At 66.6% G+C, this 20,830-nt stretch carries 25 protein-coding genes and 1 tRNA gene; 11 read left to right on the top strand and 15 right to left on the bottom strand.

Translation table 11 applies throughout. From position 1 onward, the window contains the following. Positions 1 to 66: 66 nt before the first annotated feature. A tRNA-Ile gene (locus tag E0E05_RS04970) sits at positions 67 to 143 on the bottom strand. Positions 144 to 322: 179 nt separating this feature from the next. On the opposite strand from E0E05_RS04970, the gene E0E05_RS04965 reads away from it, so the two are divergent. Next, entirely contained in the window at positions 323 to 1,012 is a 690-nt protein-coding gene (locus tag E0E05_RS04965; protein WP_131617898.1) for an SIMPL domain-containing protein, read from the top strand. A gap of 15 nt (positions 1,013 to 1,027) precedes the next feature. Here E0E05_RS04965 and E0E05_RS04960 read toward each other — a convergent pair whose 3' ends face one another. The 6 genes from E0E05_RS04960 to E0E05_RS04935 all read right to left on the bottom strand — a co-directional run bounded on the left by E0E05_RS04960 (position 1,028) and on the right by E0E05_RS04935 (position 4,195). Then, positions 1,028 to 1,534: a YHS domain-containing (seleno)protein gene (locus tag E0E05_RS04960; RefSeq protein ID WP_131615713.1), complete on the bottom strand. Its 507-nt coding sequence runs from the start codon at positions 1,532 to 1,534 to the stop codon at positions 1,028 to 1,030. 101 nt (positions 1,535 to 1,635) lie between these two features. Further along, positions 1,636 to 2,241 (bottom strand): GNAT family N-acetyltransferase, encoded by a 606-nt coding sequence (locus E0E05_RS04955; protein WP_131615712.1) that lies wholly within the window; start codon positions 2,239 to 2,241, stop codon positions 1,636 to 1,638. Between the two features lie 5 nt (positions 2,242 to 2,246). Then, positions 2,247 to 2,654 (bottom strand): ketosteroid isomerase-related protein, encoded by a 408-nt coding sequence (locus E0E05_RS04950; RefSeq protein ID WP_131615711.1) that lies wholly within the window; start codon positions 2,652 to 2,654, stop codon positions 2,247 to 2,249. Positions 2,655 to 2,720: 66 nt separating this feature from the next. Then, complete coding sequence (locus tag E0E05_RS04945; RefSeq protein WP_131615710.1) at positions 2,721 to 3,185, bottom strand: YcgN family cysteine cluster protein; 465 nt, start codon at positions 3,183 to 3,185, stop codon at positions 2,721 to 2,723. A gap of 7 nt (positions 3,186 to 3,192) precedes the next feature. Next, positions 3,193 to 3,744 carry a thiol-disulfide oxidoreductase DCC family protein gene (locus E0E05_RS04940; RefSeq protein WP_131615709.1) on the bottom strand — a complete coding sequence of 184 codons (552 nt, stop codon included), beginning with the start codon at positions 3,742 to 3,744 and terminating at the stop codon, positions 3,193 to 3,195. Then, positions 3,677 to 4,195, bottom strand: coding sequence for a DUF721 domain-containing protein (locus tag E0E05_RS04935; RefSeq protein ID WP_244597940.1), 519 nt, complete (start codon positions 4,193 to 4,195; stop codon positions 3,677 to 3,679). Before E0E05_RS04935 ends, E0E05_RS04940 begins: the two co-directional genes overlap by 68 nt. A gap of 45 nt (positions 4,196 to 4,240) precedes the next feature. Between E0E05_RS04935 and mutY the strand changes: the two genes are divergently transcribed. Next, a complete protein-coding gene (gene mutY, locus E0E05_RS04930; protein ID WP_131615708.1) occupies positions 4,241 to 5,326 on the top strand; it encodes an A/G-specific adenine glycosylase in 1,086 nt (361 codons plus the stop codon). A gap of 12 nt (positions 5,327 to 5,338) precedes the next feature. Then, positions 5,339 to 5,950: an HAD family hydrolase gene (locus E0E05_RS04925; protein ID WP_131615707.1), complete on the top strand. Its 612-nt coding sequence runs from the start codon at positions 5,339 to 5,341 to the stop codon at positions 5,948 to 5,950. 27 nt (positions 5,951 to 5,977) lie between these two features. Here E0E05_RS04925 and E0E05_RS04920 read toward each other — a convergent pair whose 3' ends face one another. Beyond that, positions 5,978 to 7,120: a site-specific DNA-methyltransferase gene (locus E0E05_RS04920; protein WP_131615706.1), complete on the bottom strand. Its 1,143-nt coding sequence runs from the start codon at positions 7,118 to 7,120 to the stop codon at positions 5,978 to 5,980. A gap of 108 nt (positions 7,121 to 7,228) precedes the next feature. Beyond that, positions 7,229 to 7,816 carry a hypothetical protein gene (locus E0E05_RS04915; RefSeq protein WP_192900441.1) on the bottom strand — a complete coding sequence of 196 codons (588 nt, stop codon included), beginning with the start codon at positions 7,814 to 7,816 and terminating at the stop codon, positions 7,229 to 7,231. A 222-nt stretch (positions 7,817 to 8,038) separates the two neighbouring features. On the opposite strand from E0E05_RS04915, the gene thrC reads away from it, so the two are divergent. The 4 genes from thrC (at position 8,039) to E0E05_RS04895 (ending at position 14,385) form a co-directional block, all read left to right on the top strand. Next, complete coding sequence (thrC, locus tag E0E05_RS04910; protein WP_131615705.1) at positions 8,039 to 9,454, top strand: threonine synthase; 1,416 nt, start codon at positions 8,039 to 8,041, stop codon at positions 9,452 to 9,454. Between the two features lie 30 nt (positions 9,455 to 9,484). After that, complete coding sequence (locus E0E05_RS04905) at positions 9,485 to 10,798, top strand: M16 family metallopeptidase (RefSeq protein WP_131615704.1); 1,314 nt, start codon at positions 9,485 to 9,487, stop codon at positions 10,796 to 10,798. A 31-nt stretch (positions 10,799 to 10,829) separates the two neighbouring features. Continuing rightward, the gene (locus E0E05_RS04900; RefSeq protein WP_131615703.1) at positions 10,830 to 11,435 is read left to right on the top strand and encodes a GNAT family N-acetyltransferase; all 606 of its coding nucleotides are present in this window, start codon (positions 10,830 to 10,832) and stop codon (positions 11,433 to 11,435) included. Between the two features lie 67 nt (positions 11,436 to 11,502). Beyond that, positions 11,503 to 14,385 (top strand): putative bifunctional diguanylate cyclase/phosphodiesterase, encoded by a 2,883-nt coding sequence (locus tag E0E05_RS04895; protein ID WP_131615702.1) that lies wholly within the window; start codon positions 11,503 to 11,505, stop codon positions 14,383 to 14,385. 18 nt (positions 14,386 to 14,403) lie between these two features. On the opposite strand, the gene E0E05_RS04890 is transcribed toward E0E05_RS04895, so the two are convergent. After that, positions 14,404 to 15,012: a YqgE/AlgH family protein gene (locus E0E05_RS04890; protein WP_244597938.1), complete on the bottom strand. Its 609-nt coding sequence runs from the start codon at positions 15,010 to 15,012 to the stop codon at positions 14,404 to 14,406. A 150-nt stretch (positions 15,013 to 15,162) separates the two neighbouring features. Between E0E05_RS04890 and E0E05_RS04885 the strand changes: the two genes are divergently transcribed. Together E0E05_RS04885 and E0E05_RS04880 are read left to right on the top strand one after the other, a co-directional pair. Then, a complete protein-coding gene (locus E0E05_RS04885; RefSeq protein WP_158629274.1) occupies positions 15,163 to 15,993 on the top strand; it encodes a protein-disulfide reductase DsbD domain-containing protein in 831 nt (276 codons plus the stop codon). Positions 15,994 to 16,085: 92 nt separating this feature from the next. After that, positions 16,086 to 16,598 (top strand): peroxiredoxin, encoded by a 513-nt coding sequence (locus E0E05_RS04880; RefSeq protein ID WP_131615700.1) that lies wholly within the window; start codon positions 16,086 to 16,088, stop codon positions 16,596 to 16,598. 13 nt (positions 16,599 to 16,611) lie between these two features. Here the strand turns inward: E0E05_RS04880 and E0E05_RS04875 are convergent, their stop codons facing one another. The 4 genes from E0E05_RS04875 to ispH are packed head-to-tail and all read right to left on the bottom strand — an operon-like array spanning position 16,612 to position 19,307. Further along, positions 16,612 to 16,815 (bottom strand): hypothetical protein, encoded by a 204-nt coding sequence (locus tag E0E05_RS04875; protein WP_039722897.1) that lies wholly within the window; start codon positions 16,813 to 16,815, stop codon positions 16,612 to 16,614. Further along, entirely contained in the window at positions 16,808 to 17,293 is a 486-nt protein-coding gene (gene rnhA, locus E0E05_RS04870; protein ID WP_131615699.1) for a ribonuclease HI, read from the bottom strand. The genes E0E05_RS04875 and rnhA overlap by 8 nt, the downstream gene beginning before the upstream one ends. 3 nt (positions 17,294 to 17,296) lie before the next feature. Continuing rightward, positions 17,297 to 18,280, bottom strand: coding sequence for a homoserine kinase (locus E0E05_RS04865; protein WP_131615698.1), 984 nt, complete (start codon positions 18,278 to 18,280; stop codon positions 17,297 to 17,299). Positions 18,281 to 18,293: 13 nt separating this feature from the next. Further along, the gene (ispH, locus tag E0E05_RS04860; RefSeq protein ID WP_131615697.1) at positions 18,294 to 19,307 is read right to left on the bottom strand and encodes a 4-hydroxy-3-methylbut-2-enyl diphosphate reductase; all 1,014 of its coding nucleotides are present in this window, start codon (positions 19,305 to 19,307) and stop codon (positions 18,294 to 18,296) included. A gap of 117 nt (positions 19,308 to 19,424) precedes the next feature. Here ispH and E0E05_RS04855 point away from each other — a divergent pair, with 117 nt between their 5' ends. Both E0E05_RS04855 and E0E05_RS04850 read left to right on the top strand, forming a co-directional pair. Then, positions 19,425 to 19,610: a type II toxin-antitoxin system HicA family toxin gene (locus E0E05_RS04855; protein ID WP_072041235.1), complete on the top strand. Its 186-nt coding sequence runs from the start codon at positions 19,425 to 19,427 to the stop codon at positions 19,608 to 19,610. 17 nt (positions 19,611 to 19,627) lie between these two features. Then, positions 19,628 to 20,011, top strand: coding sequence for a type II toxin-antitoxin system HicB family antitoxin (locus E0E05_RS04850; protein ID WP_131615696.1), 384 nt, complete (start codon positions 19,628 to 19,630; stop codon positions 20,009 to 20,011). Between the two features lie 3 nt (positions 20,012 to 20,014). Here E0E05_RS04850 and E0E05_RS04845 read toward each other — a convergent pair whose 3' ends face one another. Then, the gene (locus E0E05_RS04845) at positions 20,015 to 20,764 is read right to left on the bottom strand and encodes an SURF1 family protein (RefSeq protein ID WP_131615695.1); all 750 of its coding nucleotides are present in this window, start codon (positions 20,762 to 20,764) and stop codon (positions 20,015 to 20,017) included. Positions 20,765 to 20,830 lie beyond the last annotated feature (66 nt).

The following is a 20,830-nucleotide window of genomic DNA, read 5'->3' as shown; positions in this document are numbered from 1 at the left end:
GAGGGGAAACCTCGAACCGTCACCTGCGCGCCCGGGTTGGCCGACGGCGCCGCGCGTCCAGAAATGTGGTGGGCCCGGAGGGACTCGAACCCCCAACCAAGCGGTTATGAGCCGCCGGCTCTAACCAATTGAGCTACGGGCCCCACGCGCATCGTGCGTATCCGAAACGATTCCGATCGGCAAGCGGACAGGCGCGCCCGCGCGCGGGACCACAATTTGCCCCAATCATCGGCCAAGCCCTCCGCCGAAGGGACCCCACCGAAAGGATCGTGCCTTGACCCACAAAAGCCTTCTCCCCGCCATCGCCATCGGCGCCCTCGTCATGACCGGCGTCGGCCCGGCAACCGCCGCCGAAAACGATTTGACGCCCCAGATATCGGTCTCGGCGACCGGCAGCGCCGAGGTCGCGCCCGACATGGCGGTGATCAACCTGACGGTGGTGCGCGAAGCCGAAACCGCGCGCGAGGCGCTTGATGCGAACACGGCGGCGATGAGCGAGGTGCTCGCGGCGATGCAGGCCGAGGGGATCGCCGAGCGCGACCTTCAGACGTCCAACTTCAACATCCAGCCGCGCTACGTCTATCCCGAACCCGTCGACGGCGAGCGGCCGGCGCCGCGCATCGTCGGCTACGAGGTCTCCAATTCGTTGACCGTGCGCATCCGCGACCTCGAGCGCGTCGGCGCGATTCTCGACACTTCGGTCACGCTCGGCGTCAATCGGGGCGGCGGCATCCGCTTCACCAATGACGATCCGGCCGAGGCGATCGCGCAGGCTCGCACCGAGGCGATGCGCAACGCCATCGCCAAGGCCGAGACGCTGACCGAAGCGGCCGGCATCGGTCTGGGACGCATCCTGTCGATCTCGGAGAATTCGAACGGGCCCCGCCCGATGGCGATCGAGCGGGCCGCCGTCATGCAGTCGGACACGGGCAATGCGGCTCCGGTGCCGGTGGCGGCGGGCGAGAACAGCTATCAGGTGACCGTCAACGTCACCTTCGAACTCGACCAGTAGTCGCCGGCGGGCGCGTCAGCCGGCCGACAGAGACGGCCAGTTGGCGTCGCCCCGCGTGATGTTGCCGGGGATGTCGCGCTCCCAGCGGCTGCGCACGCCCTTGGAGAAGTTCAGATAGAGCTTTCCGTCGTGGACCGTGAAGGCCTCCGGGTCGATCGGCGCGGTGTAGCCGTTGGCGACCGCATAGGCGCAGAAGCCGCCATATTGCGGGGCGTAGCGTCCGGGCTCGGCGAGGAAGGTCTGTCGGTTTTCGGCCGAAGCGAACCGGTAGGTGGCGCCATCATGGTCGGCCGTGATCGCCGGATCGCCCGGCACCGCTTCGCCCGATACGAAATAGGCGACCGGATCGTGCCCCTTTATCGCGACACCGCCGTCCAGGTTGAGCTTTTCGGCACGCGCCTTGCGCGCGCCCGCGGCCATCAGGGCAGTGGCCAGCGCGCCGCCGCCGAGCGCCAGAAAGGCGCGGCGGTCGAGCCTTGCGGTTGCGGCCTTGACCTTTCCACGGACAACATGACCGGACATGACAATCTCCATCGCTTCGCGTCGTGACGAAACCGAAGGTGGCAAAGCGCGGCGCCGCGTTCAAATCGCAACTGCTGACGCGGCCGACACATCTGCGTGAGTCAGCCGAGAGATTTCACCCAGTATTCCATCGGCTTTTCGGTCTCGGCCGTCTCGCCGATATCCTTCCAGGCAAAGCCGGTGCGAAACCCTTCGAGCCGGCGGTAGCCGCGCTTGCGCCAGAAATCGTCGAGCGGCACGTAATCGGCCGGCCGCATCGGATGGTCCTCGGGCCGGATCACGGCCGAGAACAGGCAATGGGCAAAGCCCTGCCGGCGCGCCTCGGCCTCGCGCAGGTCGAAGAAGGCAACGCCGGCGCCACGGCCGCGATAGGCGGGCAGCAGCACCGATTCACCGAAATAGAAGAAATCGTCCGGGTCGAGCCCGCGCGCGGCCAACGGTTCGGCGAAGGCCGCCTTGTGCTCGCCGAGCGGTGCGGCTGTCGAGGCACCAACGAGCGCATCGCCGTCGAAAGCGCCCGCGATGAACGCGCCCGACGCCTCCATGTAGGTCGCCAGATAGTCGCGCTCATAGGCCATGTCGCCGTCATAGAGATAGGGAAAGGCGCGGAAGACGGTGATGCGCAGCCCTGCGAGATCGTCGAAGCGCGCGGCGGCTTCCGCGGCCGAGAGTGGCCGTACATTCAGCGTGTCCGTCACGAGACGCATTTCCGTCACGAGACCTGGGCGATCCACTGCTTGAGATTGTAGTAGGTCGTCACCCGGCTGATGCGGCCATCGTCGATCTCGAAGAAGATGCCGGCGGGCAGCGAATAGTGTTGGCCGTCCGCCGGCGGCAGGCCCTCGGCGGTGGCGATGTACTGGCCGTCGACGGTGAACTCGGCCGCCGCGCGGACGCCGCTCTCGGAGACCATGATCTCGATATCCCTGAGCGTCTCGCGATAGTGCCGTGACATCATGGCATTGAACCGCCGGAAGGCGTCGCGGCCGATCTCGCGCCCGCCCTGGTTGATGTCGTGGGCGACGTCCTCGTGCAGCAGTTCGTCCATCGCGTCGAAATCGCTGGCGTTGAACGCGGCGAAATAGCGCTCGATCAGCGCGCGGGTGTCGGCTTGGCTCACGGCATACGCTCCCTCATCGGTCCGGCCGGACGTTACCGGCACCAGACGCAAACGCAATCGGCGATTTCACAGTTCCCCGTCGACCAGATGATCGAGATATTCACCGTCATGGGCCATGTCCTGTTCGCGCGCCGTGATCCGGCCGAACACGGAAACACCGGCCTCGTGAACGCTCATCGGATCGCCGGAGACGAGCGGATGCCAGTCAAACAGCGGCTTGCCCTCGTCGATCAGCCGGTAGGCGCAGGTGGAGGGCAGCCAGACCAGCCTGCCGACATTGTCGGGTGTCAGGCGCACGCAGTCGGGCACCCTCGCCTGCCGGTTCTCATAGTCCGAACAGCGGCAGCTTGCCGCGTCGAACAGGCGGCAGGCGACTGTCGTGTAGTGGATTTCCTCGGTGTCCTCGTCGATCAGCTTGGACATGCAGCACTTGCCGCAGCCGTCGCAAAGGCTTTCCCATTCGCCAGCCGTCATCTCGGCAAGCGTCTTGGTCTCCCAGAACGGACGGGATTGTGCCGGATCGGCGGACATGGGCTCCTCAGGCGGTCTGGCGGCGGCGCTGCTGGCGGCGGGCGCGATGCCATCGCTGCCAGCGCAGGAACCCCCGATAACCCAATTCGGCCAGCCCGCGAAGCCCCGGCACGAAAAACAGGAAAGCGAAATGCCGCCAATAGGGCAGTTCGCGCCAGATGCGGGCGAACGCGTCGACGCCGACATGCCATCTATCGCCGCCGATCTCGCGCACGTGAAACCGGCCGAGCAGATCCGCGCGGCTCTTGCCGGCAGGCAGTTGGGCGTCGGTCAACGCGGTGATGTCGACCCAGTCGATCCGCCCGGCCCGGTCGAGCCGACCGTAGTAGCCCACCTCGAGGCGGCACACCGGGCAGTCGCCATCGTGGAAGACCTCGATGACAGGGTCGCCCGTGCGCGGGCCGGAGGATCGCTCCGTGGTCTCGTCAATTTCCATGCTGGCGGAATTAGCGCGCGAGGGCAAACGCGCAGCCGGGCGCTTTGTCGCGGGATCAATGGCGCGGCCGCTCGGCGATGACGCTGCGGCCGAGCCGGCGCACGGCCTCGCGCAGGTCTTCATCGTCGAAATCGTTCGCCAGAGCGTCGATCCGGCCCTTTTCGGCGTCGGTCAACGGTCTCGCCCGCCTTTCGGGCGGTGGCGCGGGTGTAACCGTCTTCTGCACCAGCTTGACGCGGGCGATCGCCTGAAATCCCATGAAGGCGTTGATGCGTGAGACGATTTCGCCCGCCTGATGCTGGATGTGCAAAGCCGCCATCGCATCGGCGGCGACGACGAGCACACCGGGTTCGAACGGATCGTCCTCGTGGGTGCGGCGCGGCCAGTTGATCTTCAGCGGGCACGAGCAATCGGCGATGCGGGCACCGGCGATTTCCGGCCAGGCGTCGACAAGCGCCATCGACAGTCCTGCGCGCTTGGCGAGAACCGGGTCGAGCACGGCGTTGACGAGGCGGGCAGCGGGTTTGGCCATGACCGACCATAGCAGTTCGCCGGGCGGCGATGAAGCGGCCATACCTGCACCATTGCACTTGGGGGCAACCGGTGGATAGTGGCGGCCATGTCCGCCCTGCCCGATTCCGACCTCGCCTCCCCCGCTGCCCGCAAACTGCTCGCCTGGTACGACAACCACGCCCGCGATCTGCCCTGGCGTGTCGGGCCGGCGGAGAGGGCGCGCGGGGAACGGCCCGATCCTTACCGCGTCTGGCTGTCGGAAATCATGCTCCAGCAGACAACGGTGGCCGCCGTGCGCGCCTATTTTCACACGTTCACCACGCGCTGGCCGAGCGTCGCCGCGCTCGCCGCCGCGCCCGAGGACGATATCCTGAAGGCATGGGCCGGGCTCGGCTATTACTCACGGGCGCGCAACCTGAAAAAGTGCGCCGAGGCGATCGTCGCCGACCATGGCGGCACCTTTCCGCAGACCGTCGAAGGGCTGCGCGCGCTGCCGGGCATCGGCGAATACACCTCCAGTGCCATCGCGGCGATCGCCTTCGATGTGCCCGCCCCGGTGGTCGACGGCAATGTCGAGCGGGTGGTCACGCGGCTTCATGCGATCGAAACGGCCCTGCCGAGGGCCAAGCCGGAGGTGCGGACCATCGTCGGCGAGATGCTCGATGCCGGCCGGCCCGGCGACTTCGCCCAGGCGATGATGGATCTGGGCGCGACCATCTGCACGCCGAAACGGCCGGCGTGCCTGCACTGTCCATTGCGGGGGGACTGCCGGGCGCTGGCGACGGGCGATCCGGAACGCTTTCCGGTCAAGGCGCCGAGGAAAGACAAGCCAAGGCGCGTCGGCGCCGCGTTCGTGCTCACACGGCCCGACGGCGCGGTGCTGCTCGAAAAGCGCGGAGGCACGGGGCTTCTGGCCGGGATGACGCAGGTGCCGACCACGGGCTGGACGGCGCGCGCCGACGGCGAGACCGGTCGCGAGGCCGCGCCGTTTCAATCGCTCGATTGGGTCCGATGCGGCGCCGTCGCCCATGTGTTCACGCATTTTTCGCTCGACCTGACGGTCTGGCGCGCCACCGGCGATCTCGCCCCGCGTGCCGGCCAGTGGTGGTCGCCAGCGGAGGAACTGGGCGGCGAAGCGCTGCCGACCGTCATGAAGAAGGCAATCGGCTGTGCTCTACCGGGCACGTTCTGAGGGGGACAGACCATGACCATCCGCCATATCGTCTTCGACATCGGCAAGGTGCTGATCCATTACGATCCCGAACTTCCCTACCGGAGGATCATCCCAGACGCGGAAAGGCGGACCTGGTTTCTGGCCAATGTGTGCACATCCGACTGGAACCTCGAACAGGATCGCGGGCGGCCGTGGGACGATGCGGAAGCCGAACTGATCGCGGCCCATCCGGACTGGGAGACGGAAATCCGTGCCTTCCGCGCGCACTGGCACGAAATGGTGCCGCACGCCTATGACGGCACGGTCTCCATCCTGCTCGGCCTCATCGAGGAGGGGCGCGACATCACCTTCCTGACCAATTTCGCCGCCGACACGTTCGTCGAGGCGCAGGAACTCTATCCGTTCCTGAAGGCCGGACGCGGCGTGACGGTTTCGGGCCGGGTTCGCGTCATCAAGCCGGATCCGGCCATATACGATCTTCACACGCGGACATTCGATCTCGACCCCGAGGCAACGCTGTTCATCGACGACAATGCCGACAATGTCGATGCGGCCCGGGCATTCGGATGGAACGCCGTGCGGTTCGAAAACGCCGAAGCGCTGCAGGCGGACCTGCAGCGCTTCGATCTTCGCCTGGATTGAACTGGAGGTCAGGCGTCGATTGCTCGTTCAGCCCGCGGCGGCCATGCCGTCGCGGACCTTTTGTCGTAACGCATCGATGGGCTTGAGCGTTCCGGCCTCCTCGAAATGCCAGAAGGTCCAGCCGTTGCAGGCGTCGAGCCCCTGCACGCGCGCGCCCATCTTGTGGATCGAGCCCTGCTCGCCGTCGGTCATGAGCGACCCGTCGGCCTGCACGGTCGCCGTCCAGCGACGCCTTGAGTCGGTCAGCGTCATACCCGGCGCGAGCAAGCCGGCCTCGATCAGCGAAACGAAAGCGACGCGCGGCAGGGCGCGCTTGCCGGTGACCAGCGTCAGGCTGGCGCCGTCGAGCGGTTCGACCGCCGCGATCCGCGCCTCGGCGGCGTCGATATAGGCCTGCTCGCGCTCGATGCCGATGAAGTGCCTGCCGAGACGCTTGGCGACAGCGCCGGTGGTGCCGGTGCCGAAGAACGGATCGAGCACGACATCGCCGGGCCTGGAGGCGGCCATCAGCACGCGTGCGAGCAGCGCTTCGGGCTTCTGCGTGGGATGGACCTTCTCGCCCGCGCCGTCCTTCAGACGCTCGCCGCCGTTGCAGATCGGAAACAGCCAGTCCGAGCGCATCTGGACATCGTCGTTGGCCGCCTTCAGCGATTCGTAGTTGAACGTGTAGCTCTTCGCCTTCTGGTCGCGGGACGCCCAGATCAGCGTTTCGTGCGCGTTCTGGAACCGGCGACCGCGAAAGTTCGGCATCGGGTTGGTCTTGCGCCAGATGACGTCGTTGAGGATCCAGTAGCCCAGATCCTGCAGCGAGGCGCCGACGCGGAAGATGTTGTGATAGGAGCCGATGACCCAGATCGTGCCGGTCGGCTTGAGCACGCGTCGCGCGGCCAGCAGCCAGGCGCGTGTGAAGGCGTCATAGGCCTCGAACGAGGCGAACTGGTCCCAATGGTCGTCGCAGGCATCGACCCTGGACTGGTCGGGCCGGTGAAGCGTGCCGTCGAGTTGAAGATTGTAGGGCGGGTCGGCGAAGATCATGTCCACCGACTTCTCGGGAAGCCGGTCCATGGCGGCGACGCAGTCGCCCCTGACGATCGTGTCGAGGGCAAGGGCGGGCGGGCTGGACCGGCCGGCCGCCGGCGCGGCCGATTGGGTCAGGTGTACGCGAGACATGAAGCACCCGATCTGGAGAATTGCGATCGGGCCCATGGTTACCGGCGCTGGTAAACATGGCGTTCAGCATCATGGTAAACGGGGACTTAACCGGCGTGCGCGGCCGGCTCAGGGGGTGTTGTAGGGGCCTTCGTCGAAACCGACCAGCACCTGGAGATTGCGTACCTGCGGTTCGGGCAGGACGATCTGGTCGTCGCGGTAGATGAACTGCGTGGCGCTTCCGCCCATCGCGACATCGAGCCGGCCGAGCTGCGAATAGGGCAGGTTCTCGCCCTGCCGGATCGCCACGCGGATCGGCAGGTCGAGCGAGCCGGGCGAGCCCTTGGGTCCATTGACGACCCGGCCGGCGGCGGCGACCGTCATGAAGAGCTGGCCGTTCCGGTAGCGGCATGTCCGCGTGACATCAGTGATCACGGCCTGATGGATGACCTCGTCGGGATTGCCGTCATTGCCGTTCGTATAGGTGCGCAGATAGGCCGTGCCCTCGAGCAGGGAGACGCGCGGGCAATAGGCGCGAAGGTCCGCTTCGGTGAAGGACTCCTCGCCGGTCGACAGGTCGAGCACGTCACCGGTTCCGGCTGCCTGGCAGGCGGCAAGCGTGGCGAGGCCGACGAACGCCGCAAGCGCGCGCGCCGTCCGGCGGGTCCGCCCGCGACCGGCACTGCGTTCGCCCGAGTTGGTTTCCGTCGCCATCATCTTCGCTCCCCGTAAGTTCCCGCCCGGCCGGCGGCGCGCACCATTCGGCTAGTGTGCCATCGTGTCAACCATGCGGCGGATGGACCCGGCCCAAGGGCTTTCGAACCGGCCCGAATTCCGATAAGGGTCCGGCGCATTTTGTGCAATGGTCGAGATCGGCCGCAACCTGACCCGTTTCCACATGCCGCAGGCGCACCGTCGACTGGCGAGGACGAGAGCACGTTGAAGTTCGTTTCCACACGCGGTCTGGCGCCGGAACTGGGGTTCCGCGACGTGATCCTCGCCGGCCTCGCCAATGATGGCGGGCTCTATCTTCCTGAACAATGGCCGCACCTGTCGCACGAGCAGATCGCCGCACTGCGCGGCGCCTCCTTCGCCGAGGTCGCCGTGGCGGTGATGTGGCCGTTCGTCGAAGGCGAAATCGACCGGGCGGTCTTCGAGGCGATCGTCGCCGAAGCGTATGGCACGTTCCGGCACAAGGCCGTCTGCCCGCTGGTGCAGACCGGACCGAACGAGTTCGTGCTGGAGCTGTTTCACGGGCCGACGCTGGCCTTCAAGGACGTGGCGATGCAGCTCGTCAGCCGCCTGATGGACCATGTGCTCGCCGAACGCGACGAGCGCGCGACCATCGTCGGCGCGACATCGGGCGACACGGGCGGGGCGGCGATCGATGCCTTTGCCGGTCGCGAGCGCACCGACATCTTCATCCTGTTTCCGCTGGGGCGCGTGTCGCCCGTGCAGCAAAGGCAGATGACCGGCTCGGCCGCATCGAACGTTCATGCGCTGGCGATCGAAGGCAATTTCGACGACTGCCAGGCGCTGGTCAAATCCATGTTCGGCCATGGCGCGTTTCGCGACAGGGTACGCCTTTCGGGCGTCAACTCGATCAACTGGGCCCGCATCATGGCCCAGATCGTCTACTACTTCACCTCGGCGATTGCGCTCGGCGCGCCGGACCGGCCGGTGTCGTTCACCGTTCCGACCGGCAATTTCGGCGACATCTTCGCCGGCTATGCGGCCAAGCGTATGGGGCTGCCGATCGACCGGCTGGTCATCGCCACCAACGACAACGACATCCTGGCGCGGACGCTTGCGGGCGGCGCCTACGAGATGCGCGAGGTCGTGCCGACCACCTCCCCGTCGATGGACATCCAGATCTCGTCGAACTTCGAACGGCTCCTGTTCGAAGCGTCGGGGCGCGAGGCGGCCTATGTGCGCGGCGCGATGGACAATCTCAAGCAGTCGCACCGCTTCGATCTCGGCACGGCCGTGCACCGGGCGATCGCGGCGGATTTCGAGGCCGGGCGCGCCGATACCGAGGAAGCGGCGCGGATGATGGCACATCTTGTATCGGCGTCGGGCTATCGCGCCGACCCGCACACGGCGGTCGCGATCCATGTCGCGCGCCAGCGGGCCGAGACCGCCGTTCCGATGGTGGTTCTGGCGACGGCGCATCCGGCCAAGTTCCCCGACGCGGTCGAGCAGGCCACGGGCGAGCGGCCCGCCCTGCCCGAATGGCTCGGCGACCTGATGGAGCGCGAGGAGCACTTCGCGACCCTTCCATCTGACCTGAAAATGGTGGAAACTCATATATCGGCCCGGACACGGGCCGCAGGAGGAAACGAAAGGGCCGGTTGACCACCACCGCCCCGGGGAGTTCGCGTAACGATGGCAGTTCAGACCACCGTCTTGAAGAACGGAATAACCGTAGCGACCCAACGCTTCGACAATGTCGAGAGCGTCTCGCTGGGAGCCTGGTTCAAGGCCGGAACGCGCAACGAACTCGATCACGAGCACGGCATCGCCCACATGCTCGAGCACATGGCCTTCAAGGGCACCGCCAATCGCAATGCGCGCGAACTGGCCGAGGCGGTGGAGAATGTCGGCGGCGACATCAATGCGGCGACGAGCGTCGAGACCACCTCCTTCTTCGTCCGCGTGCTCAAGCAGGACATCGCGCTGGCCGTCGACGTCCTGGCGGACATCCTTCAGAATTCGCGTTTCGATGCCGACGAGTTGGAGCGCGAGAAGCACGTCGTGCTCCAGGAACTGGGCGCGGTCGTCGATACGCCCGACGACGTGGTGTTCGACCATTTCGCCGAGACCGCGTTCCGGCACCAGCCGGTCGGCCGGTCGATCCTGGGCACGCGTCAGACGATCTGCGAGTTCACCTCGGACATGATCCGCGCCTATGTCGAGCGCGAATATTGCGGCGAGCGGATGGTGTTCGCGGCGACCGGCGCGGTCGACCATGACGAGATCGTCAAGCTGGTCGAAGCGCGCTTTTCGACGATGAAGACCTCGGCGAAGGGCGGCGATCTGCGGCTTGCCCACTATGTCGGCGGTGATTATCGCGAGCATCGCCCGCTGCAGGACACGCAGGTCGTTCTCGGCTTCGAGGGCCGCGCCTATCACGTGCGCGACTATTATTGCAGCCAGGTGCTGGCGATGCTGCTTGGCGGCGCCATGTCCTCGCGCCTGTTCCAGGAAGTGCGCGAAAAGCACGGGCTGTGCTATTCGATCTATGCCTTTCACTGGGGCTTTTCTGACACCGGCATCTTCGGCGTGCACGCGGCCACCGAGCCGGGCGATCTGCCGCAGCTGATGGACTTGGTGCTGGGCGAACTGTCGCGGGCCGCCTACGACATCGAGCAGAGCGAACTCGACCGCGCCCGGGCCCAGTTCCGCGCCAGCCTTCTGATGTCCGGGGAGAGCGCGCCCAGCCGCGCCGGCCAGATCGCGCGGCAGATCCTGCTGTTCGGCCGGCCGATCCCGAACGAGGAGCTGCTGCTGCGGCTCGACAATCTGACCGTCGGGCGATTGCGCGACCTCGCCGGGCGCATCTTCGTGGAGTCGCCGCCGACCGTCTCGGCGGTCGGCCCGGTCGACAGCCTCATGGAAATCGACGACATCCGGGCGCGGCTGGTCGCCCATGCGCCCAATCAGGGACCGATGCATCATCGCCGTGCCGCCGTTGGCTGAGGCGCGGCCGGCGGAAGGGCGGAGGACGGCGATGTTCGCATTTTCCAGTCGCGGAAATGCCGGCGCGGTCATCGAGGGCGGGGCCGTTCACCTGCGCCACCCCGAACTGTCGGACCACGAGCAATGGTCGCGTCTGCGCGCGGCGAGCGCTCAGTTCCTGCGTCCGTGGGAGCCGGTCTGGCCCCGCGACGACCTGACGCGGCCGGCCTTTCGAGCGCGCCTGCGGCGCTATGGCGCCGAAATCCGAGCCGGCACGGGCTATCCCTTCTTCATCGTGCGCAATTCCGACGAGGCGCTGCTGGGCGGGATCACGCTGGGCAACATCAGGCGCGGGGTCGCCCAGAACGGACAGATCGGCTACTGGATCGGCGAACGGTTCTCCGGCAACGGCTACATGAGCGAAGCGGTCGGGCTGGTGTGCGAGTTCGCCTTCGCGCGATCGGGTCTGCACCGCCTTGAAGCTGCCTGCATTCCGGACAATGGCAGGTCGATCCGGCTCCTGGAGAAGAACGGATTTGAACGCGAAGGCGTGCTGCGCGCCTATCTGAAGATCAACGGCCAGTGGCGCGACCATGTCCTTTACGCGCGCATCAACCCGATGCACGAAGACAACGCCCGCCGAGCCCACACGGATTGACGCATTGCCCCGGCGCGACCGCTTCCATTTCGATGTCCGTTCATGGACGCGTCTTCTGACCGCGTCCATGCTGGCATTCTGCGCCGCCGCGCTTCTCGTGCTGGCAGGTACGCCCGCCCTTGCCCAGGCAAACGAACCGATCTCGATCGACCGCGACGACACGGCGCTCGACCTGACCGAGGCGGTGACGATCTACCGCGACCGGGGCGGCGCGTTCCGCGTTTCGACCGCGCCCGACGCCGAAGGCATCGTCCGCACGATCGAGGTGCAGGCCGTCAACGAGGAAACCGCCGGCGACTGGGCGGTGCTCGTCCTGACCAACACCTCGGACGTCCAGATCGACCGGCTGCTGGTCGCGCCCCGCTTCAGGCTCGTCGATTCGGGCCTGTTCTGGCCCGATCTTGGCGCCCAGCGAATCGTCTCGTTCACCCCCAGTGCCGGCTTCTCGCTCGACCGTATCGAGGACCCGCACGCCGACATCTTCGCGATCACGCTCGACCCGGGCGCGGTGATCACGCTGGTCGCCGAACTGGCCTCGCCCAGCCTGCCGCAGCTCTATCTGTGGGAAGAGGATGCCTATCGCGACATCGTCAATTCCTATTCGCTCTACCACGGCATCGTGCTGGGGATCGCCGGCCTTTTGGCGCTGTTCCTGACGATCCTGTTCGTCGTACGCGGCACCGCCACCTTCCCGGCGGCGGCCGCGCTGGCCTGGGCGATCCTCGCCTATGTGTCGATCGATTTCGGCTTCGTCAGCCAGTTCGGTGTGCTCGCCACCGACGCGATCCGGACCTGGCGCGCCATGGCCGAGGTCGCCGTGGTCGCCACGCTCGGCCTGTTCCTGTTCACGCACCTGAGCCTCGACCGGTGGAGCGACCGGATGCGCTGGGGCGCGCTGATCTGGCTGCTTGGCATCGGCGCCCTCGCTGCGCTCGTCGGCTACGACCCTGCCGTCGCCGCGGGCATCGCCCGGCTGGCGCTTGCCGCGACGGCGGCGTTCGGTCTTGCGCTGATCATCGTTCTGAGCCTTCGCGGCTTCGACAAGGCGATCATGCTGATACCGGCATGGTCGCTGCTGCTGGCCTGGGTCGCCGCCGGCTGGATGACGATCACCGGACAGGTCGACAATGACATCATCCAGCCCGCGCTCGCCGGCGGGCTCGTCCTCGTCATGCTGCTGATCGGCTTCACGATCCTGCAGAGCGCCTTTTCGGGCGGCGCCTTCCACGAGAACCTGTTCTCGAACGTCGAGTTGCAGGCGCTGGCCGTGACCGGCTCGGGCGGCATCGTCTGGGACTGGGACGTGGGCCGCGACCGGCTGACGACAACGCCCAATCTGGGCGTCCAGCTCGGCCTGGGCCCTACAGCGCTTCAGGGGCCGGCCAAGAACTGGCTGCGACACGTGCACGCCGACGATCGCGAGAACTTCCGCGCCGCGCTCGATGCGGTGGTCGAAAAACGGCGCGGCAAGATCGATCTGGTCCTGCGCATGCGCACCGGCGAAACCCAGCATGCCTGGTACCGCATTTCGGCGCGCCCGGTGATCGGTGCGGACGGTTCGGTGATCCGCTGCATCGGCACGGCGACCGACGTCAGCGCGCAGAAGCGGGCCGAGGAGAGACTGCTGCACGATGCGGTGCACGACAATCTGACGGGCCTGCCGAACCGGGAGCTGTTCTTCGACCGCATCCGCACGGCCGTGTCGCTGGCGGCCGCCGGCAGCGGCGTGCGCCCGACCGTGTTCATCGTCGATATCGACCGGTTCAAGGAGGTCAACGAGAGCGTCGGCATGAATGCCGGTGACACGCTGCTGATCACCGTCGCACGGCGCCTGAAGCGCCAGTTGCGCAACGAGGACACGCTGGCGCGGATCGGCGGCGACCAGTTCGGCATCGTGCTCGTCTCGGAAACCGAACCGTCGGAGATCGCCTCGTTCGCCGAAGCGGTCAAGAAGACGGTGAAGACGCCGATCAGCTTCGCCGAGCGCGAGATCGTGCTCACGCCCTCGGTCGGGCTTGCGACATGGTCGCCCGAGTGCCGGCGCGGCGAGGAACTGTTCAAGGACACCGAACTGGCCCTTCACCAGGCCAAGCGCTTCGGCGGCGACCGCGTCGAGCCGTTCCGTCCCGCCTTCCGCGACGGCAGCGCCAATGTCGTGCAGATGGAGGCGGACCTGCACCGGGCGATCGAGCGGGGGCAGATTTCGCTCGTCTACCAGCCGATCATCCGTGCCGACACCGGCGATGTCGCCGGGTTCGAGGCGCTGATGCGCTGGAACCACCCACGGCGCGGCGACGTGCCGCCCTCGGAATTCATCACGATCGCCGAACGGTCGGACCTGATCGGCGATCTGGGCGCGCATGCGCTGGAGATGGCGGCGATGCAACTGATGGAATGGGAGACGGCGCTGCCCGACGCGCCGGTCTTCGTGTCGGTCAACGTCTCAAGCCACCAGCTCGTGCGGCGCGACTTCACCAATCAGGTCGCCGGCATCCTGGCGCGGCATCCGCAGCGCACGCACACGCTGCGCATCGAGATCACCGAGACCTCGCTGATGCAGAACCCCGAACAGAACGTGCGCGTTCTCGAGCGGGTCAAGGCGCTTGGCGTCGATCTGGCGCTCGACGATTTCGGCACCGGCTATTCGTCGCTGTCCTACCTGTCGCGGTTTCCGTTCGACGTGCTGAAGATCGACCGGTCCTTCATGCAGCCGGTCTCGACCGGACGGGACGCTCTGCTCAAGTCGATCGTCGACATGGCCCATGCCCTTTCCCTGACCGTCGTCGCCGAGGGCGTCGAAGACGAGGACGACAGGGCCCTGCTCGCCGAGATGGGCGCGGACTATCTGCAGGGCTTCATCACCGGCCAGCCGCTCGATCCGGAGGCCGCCGCCGCGCTCGTCGCCCGGCAGGTACCGGCCGTCAGCGGCAACGATCAGGCGGCCGAGTAGCCCCCGTCACCGCCCTTTTCAGGCCCGGCCGCCCTCTGCGATGAAGTTGGCCGCGCCGATCCCCAGACGATCGATCAGGGCCGGATATTTGTCGTCATGATTGTGGGCGAAGACGATCTCCGGGTCGGCATCCATCGTCAGCCAGGCATTGTCGCGAATCTCGCGTTCGAGCTGCCCGGCGCCCCAGCCGGCATAACCCAGCGCCACGGCCGCCTGATGCGGCCCGTGTCCGGCGACGATCGACTTGAGGATCTCGACGGTGGACGTCAGGAAGATCGTGTCGGAGACCGGGATCGTGGTGTCGATCGAATAGTCGCCCGAATGCAGCACGAACCCGCGATGCTCGTCGACCGGTCCGCCGATGCGCACCGGCCCCGCCGCCCGGTCGACGGTTGCCGTGTCGAGCGCCATCGCCTTGCCGAACTCGGTGTGGCCGATCAGCTCCGAAAGGGTGATCGTGGCGGGCTTGTTGAGCAGAAAGCCCATCGCGCCCTCCTCGCTGTGGGCGCACAGATAGACAACCGACTCGGCGAAGATCGACGTGTTCATGCCCGGCATGGCGACGAGGAACCGGCCCTCGAACTGGCCGGTCTCGGAACGTTGATCGCGCTGCTTGAGCATGTTCATCCTTTCAGCGTAGCAGCGGTGGGCCAAATGAGAAGTCCCGCCGCCGGCTTTTGTTTCCGCGCCGGGCGGGCTCGGACGATCACGAACCTGTGACGCGGCCGCGAAACGATGCGAGTTGATCGGCCCGCGGCCGCCGGCCATACCCTGATCATGACCCGCTGCACCACGCTTCTCGGCGCCCTTGTCGCGCTGCCCTTCATGGCGGCAGTCGCTGGCCAGGCCCTCGCCCAGTCGACCGACTGGTTCGACACGGTCGGCGGCGACGTTCGGCTCGTTGTCGCCCCGCCGCAAAGGGGTGATGCCGACCTGCGCGGGGTGATCGAGGTGCGGCTGGAGCCCGGCTGGAAGACATACTGGCGCGATCCGGGATCGTCCGGCATTCCGCCGCAGATGAACGTTGCGGGCAGCGCGGGCCTGGCCGATCCGATCATCCATTACCCCGCCCCGGTGTGGATCGAGAACCCCTACGGCGATTTCGCCGGCTATGACCGGCCGGTCGCCCTGCCCTTCACGCTCAAGCGCACGGCCAACGGCAGGGCGAGGCTGGTGGCAAGCGTCTTCATGGGCATCTGCGAGGACATCTGCATCCCGGTGCAGGCCGACTTCAGGCTCGATGTCGACTACGCCAGTGGCTCCACGCTCGATGCCATGCGCGTCGAAACGGCCCATGCGGCGCTGCCGCCCGATGCTTCGGACGCGCTCGAGGTCACGGTCGAGCCCGACCCGCCGGCCGGGCATGCGCTGGTCACCGTTTCCCACCCCGTCGGCTCGCCGCCGTCGCTGTTCGTGCACGCACCGGACGGCACGCAGTTCAAGCCGCCGCGCGTCGTCGAACGTGCCAAAGGCCGGACGCGCTTCGCGCTCGAACCAGTCAAGTCCGGTATGGCCGCGCGCACGGTCGACGCGATCGTCACGGTCAGCGCGGGCGATCATACCCGCGAGCGGACGCACGCGCTCCACATCGCCGGACGGGGAGGCTAGAGCGTTGATCGTGCCCGGCTTTCGGGCTCTTTATCGGCGCCGTCGGGCGCCTATTTACATCAGGTCCCAAACACTCAGGAGAGGATGATCAGATGACCATCGCGATCGGCGATAAACTGCCGGAAATGACGCTCAAGACCGTCGACGCCGACGGCCCCGCCAATGTCGAGACGCCCGACATCTTCGGCGGCAAGACGGTCGTGCTTTTTGCCGTGCCCGGAGCGTTCACGCCGACCTGCACGCTCAACCATCTGCCCGGCTATCTCGACAATCGCGACGAAATCCTCTCCAAGGGTGTCGACGCAATCGCGGTCGTCTCCGTGAACGACCCCTTCGTCATGAAGGCATGGGCCGAGCAGTCGGGCGGGATGGACAAGATCGGCTTTCTGGCCGACTGGGACGGCGCGTTCACCAGAGCGATCGGCATGGATGCCGACCTGTCGGCGGCTGGCCTGGGCGTGCGCACGAAGCGCTATTCGATGCTGGTCGAGGACGGTGTCGTCAAATCCCTCAATGTCGAGGACAATCCGGGCGAAGCCGAGATCTCCGGTGCCGCGCGGATGCTGCAGCAACTCGACGAAGCGGGTTCGGCGACGGCGGCATAGGCCGCCGGCCGCATCAGCGATCGAGCCCGGCGCGGGTGCGGACGAAGCCGGCGATAACCCCTGCGACCGCCCCGCCCGCCAGGCCCGATCCGAGCGTGGCAAGCGATACCGCATCGGCGACGAACCACACGGCGATCGCGCCGATGGCCGCGCCGATCAGCGCGTAGGCGGCGTAGCGCTGGGCGGGCGTGCCCGGCGGCCGGTTCGGCTCAGTCATCGCGTGTGGCTTCCTCTTTTTCGGCTTTTGGCGCCTTGAACGGCTTCATCGCCTCGCGGGCGAGTTCGTCGGCGCGCTCGTTCTGTTCATGGCCGGCATGGCCCTTCAGCCAGTGCCAGCGCACATCATGGCGCCGCGTCGCCGCATCGAGCGCCTGCCACAGTTCGGCGTTCTTGACCGGCTTCCTGGAGGCCGTCTTCCAGCCGTTCTTCTTCCAGCCGTGGATCCAGCCCGAAATGCCGTCCTTGACGTAGTTGGAGTCGGTGTAGAGTTCGACGGTGTGCGGGCCGCCCTTGAGCGCTTCCAGGGCCCGGATCGCGGCGGTCAGTTCCATGCGATTGTTGGTCGTCTTCGCCTCGCCGCCCGAAAGCTCCTTGCGGGTGCCGTTCCATTCCAGGATCGCCCCCCACCCGCCGGGACCCGGATTTCCCGAACAGGCGCCATCGGTGTGAATGGTGATGCGCTTGGCCTCGGCCATGGTTCAACCCGTCGCGCGCAGTGCGGTGTCGAGACCGTATTCGGACGCCGAGCCGATCGTCTGATGAAAGCGCATCTTGCGGACGTATTCGTCCGGGTCCTTCTTGACCACGAGCGAGCCCTCCGGCGTGGTCACCCAGTCATAGAGCCGGGTCAGCATGAACCGCAGCGCCGCGCCGGCCGCAAGGGTCGGAAGGGCCTCGATCTCCGGTGCGGTCAGCGGCCGCACGGCGTGATAGGCATCGAGAAGCGCCTTGCCCTTGGTGATGTTGAAGGAATGGTCGCGCTCGAAGCACCATGCATTGAGTGCGACCGCGACGTCGTAGGCGAGCGCATCGGTGCAGGCGAAGTAGAAGTCGATGATGCCCGACAATTCATCGCCCAGAAAGAAGACGTTGTCCGGAAACAGGTCGGCGTGGATGTTGCCCTCCGGCAGCCCGCCGGGCCAACCCCGTTCGAGGTGCGCAAGAAGCGCCTCGGTCTCATCGGCAAGGCCCGCCTCCATCGCCGGATGCGCATCCAGGCAGTCTTTCCAAAGCGGTCGCCAGTCCTGCAGCGTCAGCCCGTTACGGCGGCGGATGCCAAAGTCGGCGCCGGCCAGGTGCATCGCCGCCATGCCCGCGCCGACGCCGGCGCAGTGGACCGGCGTCGGGCGACGCATCCAGATGCCCTCGAGAAAGGTGACCATAGCCGCAGGCCGGCCGGCCAGTTCGCCCAGCATCTCGCCGTCGGCGCGCCGCACCGGCAGGGGGCATGAGATGCCCTTGGTCGCCAGATGCTCCATAAGGCCGAGGAAATAGGGAAGATCCTCGCGCCGGACGCGCTTCTCGTAGAGCGTGAGGATGAACTGGCCGCCGCGCGTGTGCACGGCGAAGTTGGAGTTCTCGACGCCCTCGGCGATGCCCTTGTAGGACAGAAGCTCGCCGACGCCATAAGGCTTCAGGAATGCGCGAAGCTGGTCTTCGGAGATATCTGTGTAGACAGCCAAGCGGCCCTGCCCGTCAGTTGCCGGTGCCGTTCAGGAAGGCCATGTCGTCGCCGGTCAGCGGCGTGTCCCGCAGCGAACGCATGACCGGGAACATCTCGGTTTCCTCGGCGGTCAGGGCGATATCGACGGTCACGTTGCGCCTTTCGCGCAAGGCGTCGATGATCTCCTCGACGACGATTTCTGGGGCCGAGGCGCCCGCCGACATGCCGATCGTCGCCGCATTGCCGATGCGGTTCCAGTCGATGTCGGCGGCGCGCTGGATCAGCATGGAGTCGGCGGCGCCGTGCCGCTTGGCGACCTCGACGAGCCGCATGGAATTGGACGAATTCGGCGCGCCGACGATCAGGAAGATGTCGGTGCCCAGCGCGGCCTGCTTGACCGCCTCCTGACGGTTGGTGGTCGCATAGCAGATGCTGTCCGAAGACGGTGCGGCGAGCGCCGGAAACCGCTCGCGAAGCGCGGCGATGACGTCGGCGGTGTCGTCCACTGACAGCGTGGTCTGGGTGACAAAGCCGAGATTGTCCTCGTCCGGCACCTGAAGGCCGGCGACCTGTTCGGCGGTCTCCACAAGCGTGACGGCGCCCTCGGGCAGTTGCCCCATCGTGCCGACCACCTCGGGATGGCCGGCATGGCCGACCAGCAGCACGTGCCGGCCCAGACGCTGGTGCCGCATGGCCTGCTTGTGCACCTTTGAAACGAGCGGGCAGGTGGCGTCGAGATAGAGAAGGTTGCGGGCCTCGGCGTCGGCCGGCACGGATTTGGGCACCCCATGGGCGGAGAAGACGACCGGCCGGTCCGTGTGTTCGGGGGGGATGTCGCCAAGCTCCTTGACGAACACCGCGCCGCGCTCGCGCAGCGCCTCGACGACGAACTTGTTGTGCACGATCTCGTGGCGGACATAGACCGGTGCGCCGTGCTTCTTGAGCGCCAGCACGACGATCTGGATCGCCCGGTCGACGCCCGCGCAGAAGCCGCGCGGCTCGCACAGGCGGATCGTCAGCGGCGGTTTGGTGGCGTGGACGTTCATGGCAGAGATGTCGAGGGTTTGAATGCCGGTGTCAAGGCGGCGGACCTCAACCCATGGCAGACTATCGCCTTGCGGCGCTCATGAACAGGTGCATATATATGCACGGAGGAGTGATGGGTGGATAATCGGACGTCCGACGTCGTTCGGAGGCTGAAAGCCGAAGGCTGGTATCTGGCGCGGCACGGGGCGGGTCACGACATCTACCGCCACCCGCACATCAAGGGCATCATCACCGTTCCTCGGCACAAGACGCTGTCGCCCGGTGTTCTGCGCAGCATCTCGAAGAAGGCGAACTGGAATTGAGGACAGGGAAAGGGGCGATGCGATATCCCGCGCTCATAGATGGCAAGAGGGGCGCCTATGGCGTCGCCTTCCCGGATCTGGACGGTGTCGTGGCGATGGGAGCGACGATCGATGAGGCGCTTCTCAATGCCGAGGAAGCCTTGCGCGACTATGTCCTGGAGATGGAAGCGGACGGCCTGGCGATCGCGGAGCCCACGCCGCCGGAGGCCGTCATCGTTCCCAAAGGTTCATCCCTCGTGCTCGTGCCGCTCATTCGTCTGACCGGTCGTACGGTTCGGGCGAACTTGACCCTCGACGAGGGGGTCGCTGCCTTCATCGACGAGGAAGCAAAGCGCCGGAACATGACGCGGGTGAGCTTCATCGAATGGATGGCGCGTCGGGTCGCCGCCGACGGCGTGTGAAGATCAGCGCCTCCGCCGCCAGACGAAGGCGCCAAGCACGATCACCAGCGTCACGGCCAGACCGTACCAGGTCACCGCATACTGCAGATGGTTGTTGGGCAGGTCGATGCGGGTGACGCCGCCGATCGGCCAGCCGCCGGCCACCTCGTCCTCGAACGCGTCGATGAAGAACGGCAGCACATCGTCCGGCGCGTAGCCGGCGCGGTCCACCATCAGGTTCCAGTCCTTCCAGTAGTAGATGTTCTTTTCCCGATCATTATCGGGCACGATGAAGGAGGGCTTTCCGTCCAGCCTCTCGCGCGCCAGACCGGTGACGGCCACAGGGCCTTCGGTGAGGCTTTCGGGCCGTCTCTCCAGCTCCTTGAGATCGAACGGCACGAAGCCGCGATTGACGAAGACGACCTCGTCGCCTTCCATCTCGAGCGGCGTGTAGAGATAGTAGCCCGAGGCGCCATTGTGGGTGGCGAAGAAATGCTGCTCCCGCTCGTGCGCGAAGGTGCCCCTCGCCTCGACGGGGCGGTAACGGATGTCATCGCCTGCCGACACCAGACCGGCGATCCCGGCGGCCGGGACCGGCGCCGCATCGAGCCGCGCCTCGATCGTCGCGAGCAGGTCCTGCTTCCACGCGAGCCGCTGAACCTGCCAGTTGCCGAGCATGACAAGCACGGCGAGCACCGGCAGCGCGCACACGACGACCAGCCACGGAAAGCGGCGGTCCTGGTCGGGCTCATCGGTCTTGGTCGGTGCGCTCATCGAACCTCAGATAGACAAGGGGCGGCCGCGCTTCCACGACCGCCCCGGTTCTTGGTGCCAAACCGA

This window comes from Roseitalea porphyridii, assembly GCF_004331955.1.
Taxonomy (GTDB): Bacteria; Pseudomonadota; Alphaproteobacteria; order Rhizobiales; family Rhizobiaceae; genus Roseitalea; species Roseitalea porphyridii.
This window is presented reverse-complemented; position numbering and strand designations above follow the sequence as displayed.

What these genes read in the sequence shown, in the direction of transcription:
- E0E05_RS04965 (WP_131617898.1), top strand. Translation starts at nt 323, where the DNA reads ATGACCGGCGTCGGCCCGGCAACCGCCGCCGAAAACGATTTGACGCCC.
- E0E05_RS04960 (WP_131615713.1), bottom strand. Translation starts at nt 1,534, where the DNA reads ATGTCCGGTCATGTTGTCCGTGGAAAGGTCAAGGCCGCAACCGCAAGG.
- E0E05_RS04955 (WP_131615712.1), bottom strand. Translation starts at nt 2,241, where the DNA reads ATGCGTCTCGTGACGGACACGCTGAATGTACGGCCACTCTCGGCCGCG.
- E0E05_RS04945 (WP_131615710.1), bottom strand. Translation starts at nt 3,185, where the DNA reads ATGTCCGCCGATCCGGCACAATCCCGTCCGTTCTGGGAGACCAAGACG.
- E0E05_RS04940 (WP_131615709.1), bottom strand. Translation starts at nt 3,744, where the DNA reads ATGAAGACCTGCGCGAGGCCGTGCGCCGGCTCGGCCGCAGCGTCATCG.
- E0E05_RS04935 (WP_244597940.1), bottom strand. Translation starts at nt 4,195, where the DNA reads ATGGCCGCTTCATCGCCGCCCGGCGAACTGCTATGGTCGGTCATGGCC.
- mutY (WP_131615708.1), top strand. Translation starts at nt 4,241, where the DNA reads ATGTCCGCCCTGCCCGATTCCGACCTCGCCTCCCCCGCTGCCCGCAAA.
- E0E05_RS04925 (WP_131615707.1), top strand. Translation starts at nt 5,339, where the DNA reads ATGACCATCCGCCATATCGTCTTCGACATCGGCAAGGTGCTGATCCAT.
- E0E05_RS04920 (WP_131615706.1), bottom strand. Translation starts at nt 7,120, where the DNA reads ATGTCTCGCGTACACCTGACCCAATCGGCCGCGCCGGCGGCCGGCCGG.
- E0E05_RS04915 (WP_192900441.1), bottom strand. Translation starts at nt 7,816, where the DNA reads ATGATGGCGACGGAAACCAACTCGGGCGAACGCAGTGCCGGTCGCGGG.
- E0E05_RS04905 (WP_131615704.1), top strand. Translation starts at nt 9,485, where the DNA reads ATGGCAGTTCAGACCACCGTCTTGAAGAACGGAATAACCGTAGCGACC.
- E0E05_RS04900 (WP_131615703.1), top strand. Translation starts at nt 10,830, where the DNA reads ATGTTCGCATTTTCCAGTCGCGGAAATGCCGGCGCGGTCATCGAGGGC.
- E0E05_RS04895 (WP_131615702.1), top strand. Translation starts at nt 11,503, where the DNA reads ATGCTGGCATTCTGCGCCGCCGCGCTTCTCGTGCTGGCAGGTACGCCC.
- E0E05_RS04890 (WP_244597938.1), bottom strand. Translation starts at nt 15,012, where the DNA reads ATGAACATGCTCAAGCAGCGCGATCAACGTTCCGAGACCGGCCAGTTC.
- E0E05_RS04885 (WP_158629274.1), top strand. Translation starts at nt 15,163, where the DNA reads ATGACCCGCTGCACCACGCTTCTCGGCGCCCTTGTCGCGCTGCCCTTC.
- E0E05_RS04880 (WP_131615700.1), top strand. Translation starts at nt 16,086, where the DNA reads ATGACCATCGCGATCGGCGATAAACTGCCGGAAATGACGCTCAAGACC.
- E0E05_RS04875 (WP_039722897.1), bottom strand. Translation starts at nt 16,815, where the DNA reads ATGACTGAGCCGAACCGGCCGCCGGGCACGCCCGCCCAGCGCTACGCC.
- rnhA (WP_131615699.1), bottom strand. Translation starts at nt 17,293, where the DNA reads ATGGCCGAGGCCAAGCGCATCACCATTCACACCGATGGCGCCTGTTCG.
- ispH (WP_131615697.1), bottom strand. Translation starts at nt 19,307, where the DNA reads ATGAACGTCCACGCCACCAAACCGCCGCTGACGATCCGCCTGTGCGAG.
- E0E05_RS04850 (WP_131615696.1), top strand. Translation starts at nt 19,628, where the DNA reads ATGCGATATCCCGCGCTCATAGATGGCAAGAGGGGCGCCTATGGCGTC.
- E0E05_RS04845 (WP_131615695.1), bottom strand. Translation starts at nt 20,764, where the DNA reads ATGAGCGCACCGACCAAGACCGATGAGCCCGACCAGGACCGCCGCTTT.